The following is a 5,088-nucleotide window of genomic DNA, read 5'->3' on the forward strand; positions in this document are numbered from 1 at the left end:
TCCGGTACATGTGCGGCCATCGTCAGTGGCGACAATCCGCAATTGCCGCGTTCCCTGCCAGTTTATCGGCTTCCAACCGCTGAGACCAGTTGCAGCGCAGTTGATTTGGCTTTTTCAGGAGTCCCTACGTTCGATTCGGTCGCGGGAGGACATGTGGAACGTCCCTCGCCCCTGAGGAGGAACTCGCGGTCGTTGGTCCCTGCTGGGTGCCGGCTCGCAGCTCTCCTGGCTTCGGGCCTGCTGATGGACCCCGCCCTGGCCAGCACCCCGCCGGTGGCCATGCCGGTCGAAACCTCCCCTGAATCGAAGGCAGCAACGAAGCTGCGTCTGCGGCAGAGCCTCCTGCTGATCAAAGCCATGCCCAACGCCAGGCCCAAGGCCCTGCTGCTGCTGGATCTGGTGGAGGCCTGCCTGGAGGAGGTCTGCGGCATGGAACCGAACGCACTGCTGAATCAAGCTCAGCGGATCGTGGAGGGGCAGGAGGTTGGGGAAGCGCGCATTACCGATCAGATCCGCATCGCCCGCCTCCTCAGCCAGGTGGAGCAGCCCCAGCGGGCGAAACAGACTCTGGCCATGGCCCAGCAGGAGACGCGGCTCTACTACGCCGCCAACACGAAAGCGGCCCGCACCCTTAGAGCTCAGCTGCTGCTGCAGATCAGCCTGGCCTACAACGCCATTGAAGCCCCAGCCGCGTCGAAGCAATTGCTGGTAGAGAGCCGATCTCTGCTACAGGATCCCATGGGTCCGGAACCCTTCCCTTTCCAGGAGCGGGCCGCCCAGGTGGAGCTGGGGCTGGGGGCCGGCGGCAACTCGTTCACGGACACCACGGTGCGCGCAGATTTCAGCGTGGATCTCTACAAACAATGGCCCCGGCAGGATCTGTATCTCGATGGATTATTCGCCCTCGATTACGACAGCAGCCGCTCGGTGGTGAACGGACGCCCGATTGGTATCGCCACCTTCATCTACCGCCATCACCTCTCCCCCAAATGGAATCTCTTTTACGACCAGCTGCTGGCGGTGAATTCGGCTGGATTTGCCGTCAGCGATGATGATGAAGATCTTTCCGCTGTTTCCAATTCACTCGCGGGGGCGGGGCTCAACCTCTGGCGGGGGGACCATCCGGGCAGCTTTCTCGATCTGCAGCTGGGAATTGGTCCTCGCTATGAATATGACTACATCGACTTCCAAAGGAGAAAGGACAAGTTGGGCGCTTCCCTCGGCCTGATCCTGGTGGGAAGGGAGATCCCCATCGGCGGGTCTAAATTGGCCATCCTATTTGGTGGCGGCAGCTATCTGGCCGATTGGAATGATGTATCTGTTTTGCTCGATACCACGCTGGATGTTCTCATCAGCAGGCGTTGGTCGTGGAGCAACAGCTTTGTCTTGCGTTACCAAAGCGATAAGGTTGTTGAACAAAATCCTAACTTCAACGCTATTTTCTCTTCCCGATTTACCTTCAAGCTCACACCTTGATCATGCCTCAGATCCAGATCCATCCCTGACCAGCAACTTCTCCTCCTTCCATCATTGAAAGTATGCCTTCATTGCTGATCGCTAAAAGTGGCTTCATCAGGGTTGCCCGGTCTCGCCTGCGGTAGGGGCTGGGGGCGGCGATGATGCTGCTGTTCCTTCTGATCAGCCTTGGCTTACAGGCTACAACGCCAGCGAGGGCACAGTTTCTGCCGGGAATGGAGAATATCGAAGGTGAAGTGGTATCGGAATCGTTCATTCCGATGTTCAGGCGTGGAAATCTGGAGCTAGCGCCGATCGTCCTGGATGGCAAAATGCTCGGGCTTGCCAGTGGGTATTTCTCTCTGCGCCTTCGCGACGAGTGCCTGACCAATGCCGAAAAAAACAATGCGGCCAATCGCGCCTATCTTACTCGCGGCAAACCGCAAAAATATCACCAGGAGATGAGCCTGTACACCAGGAAACTAGCATCCAACGGTGGCATCACCGATCTGAACGAACAGGAGAAGATTCTGCGCGAGCAGCTGAGCGTCAGCGCCGAGCTGGGTGCCAATGGCAGCTATGTGGCCCTCACGTTTCCGACACAACGCAAGCCTGAGGCGATTTTTACTGTCGCCAAGTCTGATATCGACAATCTGCGCTTTGCGTCCTCCGATCCCCTGCAGATCGCCACCCTGGTCGCGGTTCAGACAAGGGCTGATCTGATTAAAGCCTGGAGGGATCGCCAGCCAACAGCACTGCGCGCAGGTTTCACCAGAGCTGCCGATGTCTTCGCTGACCTTATTCTAGCCAGTTTTTTCTCGTCTTGCTCCAGCGTCGCTTGAAACGTCTTCAGCAACACTTTTCGGCCCAGCTGGCCATGGAACTGCGCGCATCGGAGAACACGGCCCATCCAGAGTCGAACGTTGCACCAACGGAGAAGGGATTGTCGTTCGTCAAGGCCAGCCTGCGACGATTGACACTTCGACAGCGCTCCAGCACCGTTGGGTTGTACAGAACACTTCTGTATTGGGGCCATTGGTTGCTGCGGACTCTGGGAGCGGCCTTTATCTGCAGCCTGTTCAACTTTTCCAGACCCCTGTTGAACTGGATCCTGGGGGTCTCGATTCTCGGGAGGATTCCAGGGCAGCCCCTGTCGGGCTTCCCCTGCTGATTCTGATGCTCTTTGTCTGCACCGCGGTGGCGATCCGTCTGGTGAACCTGGGCGTTGACGTCTACATCCAGCGATTGGCAGGGGAGCAAGTTGATCAACGCCTTCAACTGCGTTCACCTACCATCGCCTATGCCAACAAGGGGTGGATCCAGGCCATCATCTCTCTGGTGTTCGGGATTGTCTTAACTTCCAACTCCATCAGCTGGGCACGTTCACTTTCACCCAGACCGTTACCACTTTTGCAGGATTTCTGAGCGTTGCTGTCTCCTTGGCCTCCCAGGGACTCCTGAAGGACCTGATTGGGGGTCTGCTGATCCTCAGGGAAGATCAGTTCGCGGCCGGTGATGTGATCATCGTCGGCAACCACGCTGGGCTGGTGGAGAAGGTGAGCCTGCGGGTCACCAAGCTTAGGAGTCTAGATGGCGAGCTGATCACCATTCCCAATGGGTCGATTGATGTGGTCAGGAATCTTTCCAGCAACTGGTCGCAGGTGAACTACGTCATCGACCTCAGCTATGGCGTGGATGTGAATCTGGTGCTGGCCATCATGGATGCAGTAACACAGGATATGCACCAGGATCCATAATAGAGGGAACAAGCCTTGCAGCACCCTGAGATTCTAGGAATCGAGAACATTTCCCATGCGGGTATCACCATTCAAATGATCTTCAAGACACTGCCTCTGCAGCAGTGGGCCGCTGGCAGGGATCACCGTCGTTGCCTGTAGATCGCCCTCGACAACGCAGGCATTGATGGAAGCGTTCCGCGTCTGGAGCTGAAGCATCCAGTACCATGATTCACCAGGATTACGCATCGGAAACGGAAGGGAATCAACCAACCCGATCGTTTTCATCACCTCCGCTCGTGTTGCCCCCCTCCCTTAGAGACCTACCCCTGGGTGGCTGGCAGAGATCGGCAGGATTTCTCCAATTGACACCAGCGCTGCCTGCATCATCAGTGAGCAGTGATCTTCGCCCAGGAGTCTTTAAGAAATTGGGGAACGAGAGTGTTCCATGCAGTGAGCGTTCTTACCGTGAGCGCTCTGCAAGCCGGCCTCTACGGCACTGTTATGAAGGGGCACTGTTATGAAAACGCAGGTCGTTGAGCCGATCTGAAAGCATCGTTCTCAGGACCATCCTCCACCCTCTCTTCAGCCAGCCCGCCGATGGCCCAGGCATGGGCAAGAGGGTCGCAGAACTTCAAGTTACGCTTCCCCGTCAGCCCTCACGCCCATGGCCAAGGAACGCTTTTTCCTCGAGCTCACCCCTGCCGACGCCACCCTGCGCCGCCTGCCCCATGTGGTGATCGTGGGGGGCGGCTTCGCGGGCCTCCGTGCCGCCCACGTCCTGATCAGCAAGCTGGTGCGCGTCACCCTGATTGACAAGCGCAATTTCAACCTCTTCCAGCCCCTCCTTTACCAGGTGGCCACGGGCCTGGTACCGGAGGCGGACGTGGCCTCACCCCTGCGCCAGATGGTGGGCCAGGCCCCCAACATCCAGATCCTGCTGGGGGAGGTCATCGACATCGACCCGCAGGCGAAGGAGGTGGTGTTCAATGACCGCCGCCTGGCCTTCGATCACCTGATCCTGGCAACCGGCTCGGGCAGCGCCTACTTCGGCCACGAAGAGTGGCGCAAGCACGCCCCACCGATGAAGATCCTCGAGCACGCCGATGAGGTGCGTCGCCGCCTGCTGACGGCCATTGAGGAGGCCGAGCAGACCCCCGACCCGGAGCGCCGCCGCTTCCTGCAGTCCGTGGTGGTGGTGGGGGGCGGCCCGGCGGGCTGCGAGCTGGCCGGCTCGGTGAACGCGATGCTGCGCCACGCGGTGGGGCGCGACTTCAAGCAGCTGGATCCGGCCGACTGCCAGGTGACGTTGGTGGATCCTGGCGACAGGCTGCTGCGGGCCATGCACCCCAGCCTCTCGGAAGCCGCCGGCCGCTACCTGCGCTCCCGCGGGGTGCAGCTGCTGCTGGGGGGTCGGGTGAAAGCCATCGCGCCGGGCCGGGTGACGGTGAGCACCGCCGACGGCGAGCAAACGCTGGAGGCCGCCACCCTCTGCTGGACCGCAGGCGTGCGCGCCTCCCACCTGGGCAAGCTGCTGGCCGAGCGCACCGGGGCTCCGCTCGATCGGGGCGGGCGGTTGATCGTCGAGCCGGATTTCTCCCTCCCTGGCTATCCCGCCATCCGGGTGGTGGGCGACCTCTGCTCCTACAGCCACACCGACGACGGCAAGCCCCTGCCGGGCATGGCGGGCCCGGCGGTGCAGATGGGGGGATGGGTGGCGGCCGACATCGTGGCCGGCCTGGCGGGCCGCTCCCACCCCCCTTTCCGCTGGACCGATTTCGGCAGCATGGCCGTGATCGGCCCCCGTTGCGCCGTGGCCGACCTGCGCGGGCTGCGGGTGAGCGGCCCGCTCGGCTGGCTGCTGTGGGGCCTGGCCCACCTGGCCTTCATGCCCGCC

At 60.6% G+C, this 5,088-nt stretch carries 6 protein-coding genes; 5 read left to right on the forward strand and 1 reads right to left on the reverse strand.

Annotated elements, in window-relative coordinates:
* Positions 1-399 precede the first annotated feature (399 nt).
* The 4 genes from KBY78_RS15995 (at position 400) to KBY78_RS16010 (ending at position 3,212) form a co-directional block, all read left to right on the forward strand.
* Positions 400-1,476 carry a DUF481 domain-containing protein gene (locus KBY78_RS15995; protein WP_255144462.1) on the forward strand — a complete coding sequence of 359 codons (1,077 nt, stop codon included), beginning with the start codon at positions 400-402 and terminating at the stop codon, positions 1,474-1,476.
* A gap of 140 nt (positions 1,477-1,616) precedes the next feature.
* Positions 1,617-2,297, forward strand: coding sequence for a hypothetical protein (locus KBY78_RS16000; protein ID WP_255144463.1), 681 nt, complete (start codon positions 1,617-1,619; stop codon positions 2,295-2,297).
* Between the two features lie 334 nt (positions 2,298-2,631).
* Positions 2,632-2,880, forward strand: a complete 249-nt coding sequence (locus KBY78_RS16005) for a hypothetical protein (protein ID WP_255144464.1) — start codon at positions 2,632-2,634, stop codon at positions 2,878-2,880.
* A gap of 14 nt (positions 2,881-2,894) precedes the next feature.
* Positions 2,895-3,212, forward strand: coding sequence for a mechanosensitive ion channel family protein (locus tag KBY78_RS16010; RefSeq protein ID WP_255144465.1), 318 nt, complete (start codon positions 2,895-2,897; stop codon positions 3,210-3,212).
* A gap of 33 nt (positions 3,213-3,245) precedes the next feature.
* On the opposite strand, the gene KBY78_RS16015 is transcribed toward KBY78_RS16010, so the two are convergent.
* A complete protein-coding gene (locus tag KBY78_RS16015) occupies positions 3,246-3,479 on the reverse strand; it encodes a hypothetical protein (protein ID WP_255144466.1) in 234 nt (77 codons plus the stop codon).
* 379 nt (positions 3,480-3,858) lie between these two features.
* On the opposite strand from KBY78_RS16015, the gene KBY78_RS16020 reads away from it, so the two are divergent.
* Positions 3,859-5,088: NAD(P)/FAD-dependent oxidoreductase (locus tag KBY78_RS16020; protein WP_255144467.1), on the forward strand; the 1,230-nt coding region annotated here is incomplete at its 3' end.

Origin of the sequence: Synechococcus sp. EJ6-Ellesmere (assembly GCF_024345875.1) — a bacterium.
Lineage (GTDB): Bacteria > Cyanobacteriota > Cyanobacteriia > PCC-6307 > Cyanobiaceae > Regnicoccus_A > Regnicoccus_A antarcticus.

What these genes read in the sequence shown, in the direction of transcription:
- KBY78_RS16000 (WP_255144463.1), top strand. Translation starts at nt 1,617, where the DNA reads ATGATGCTGCTGTTCCTTCTGATCAGCCTTGGCTTACAGGCTACAACG.
- KBY78_RS16005 (WP_255144464.1), top strand. Translation starts at nt 2,632, where the DNA reads ATGCTCTTTGTCTGCACCGCGGTGGCGATCCGTCTGGTGAACCTGGGC.
- KBY78_RS16015 (WP_255144466.1), bottom strand. Translation starts at nt 3,479, where the DNA reads ATGAAAACGATCGGGTTGGTTGATTCCCTTCCGTTTCCGATGCGTAAT.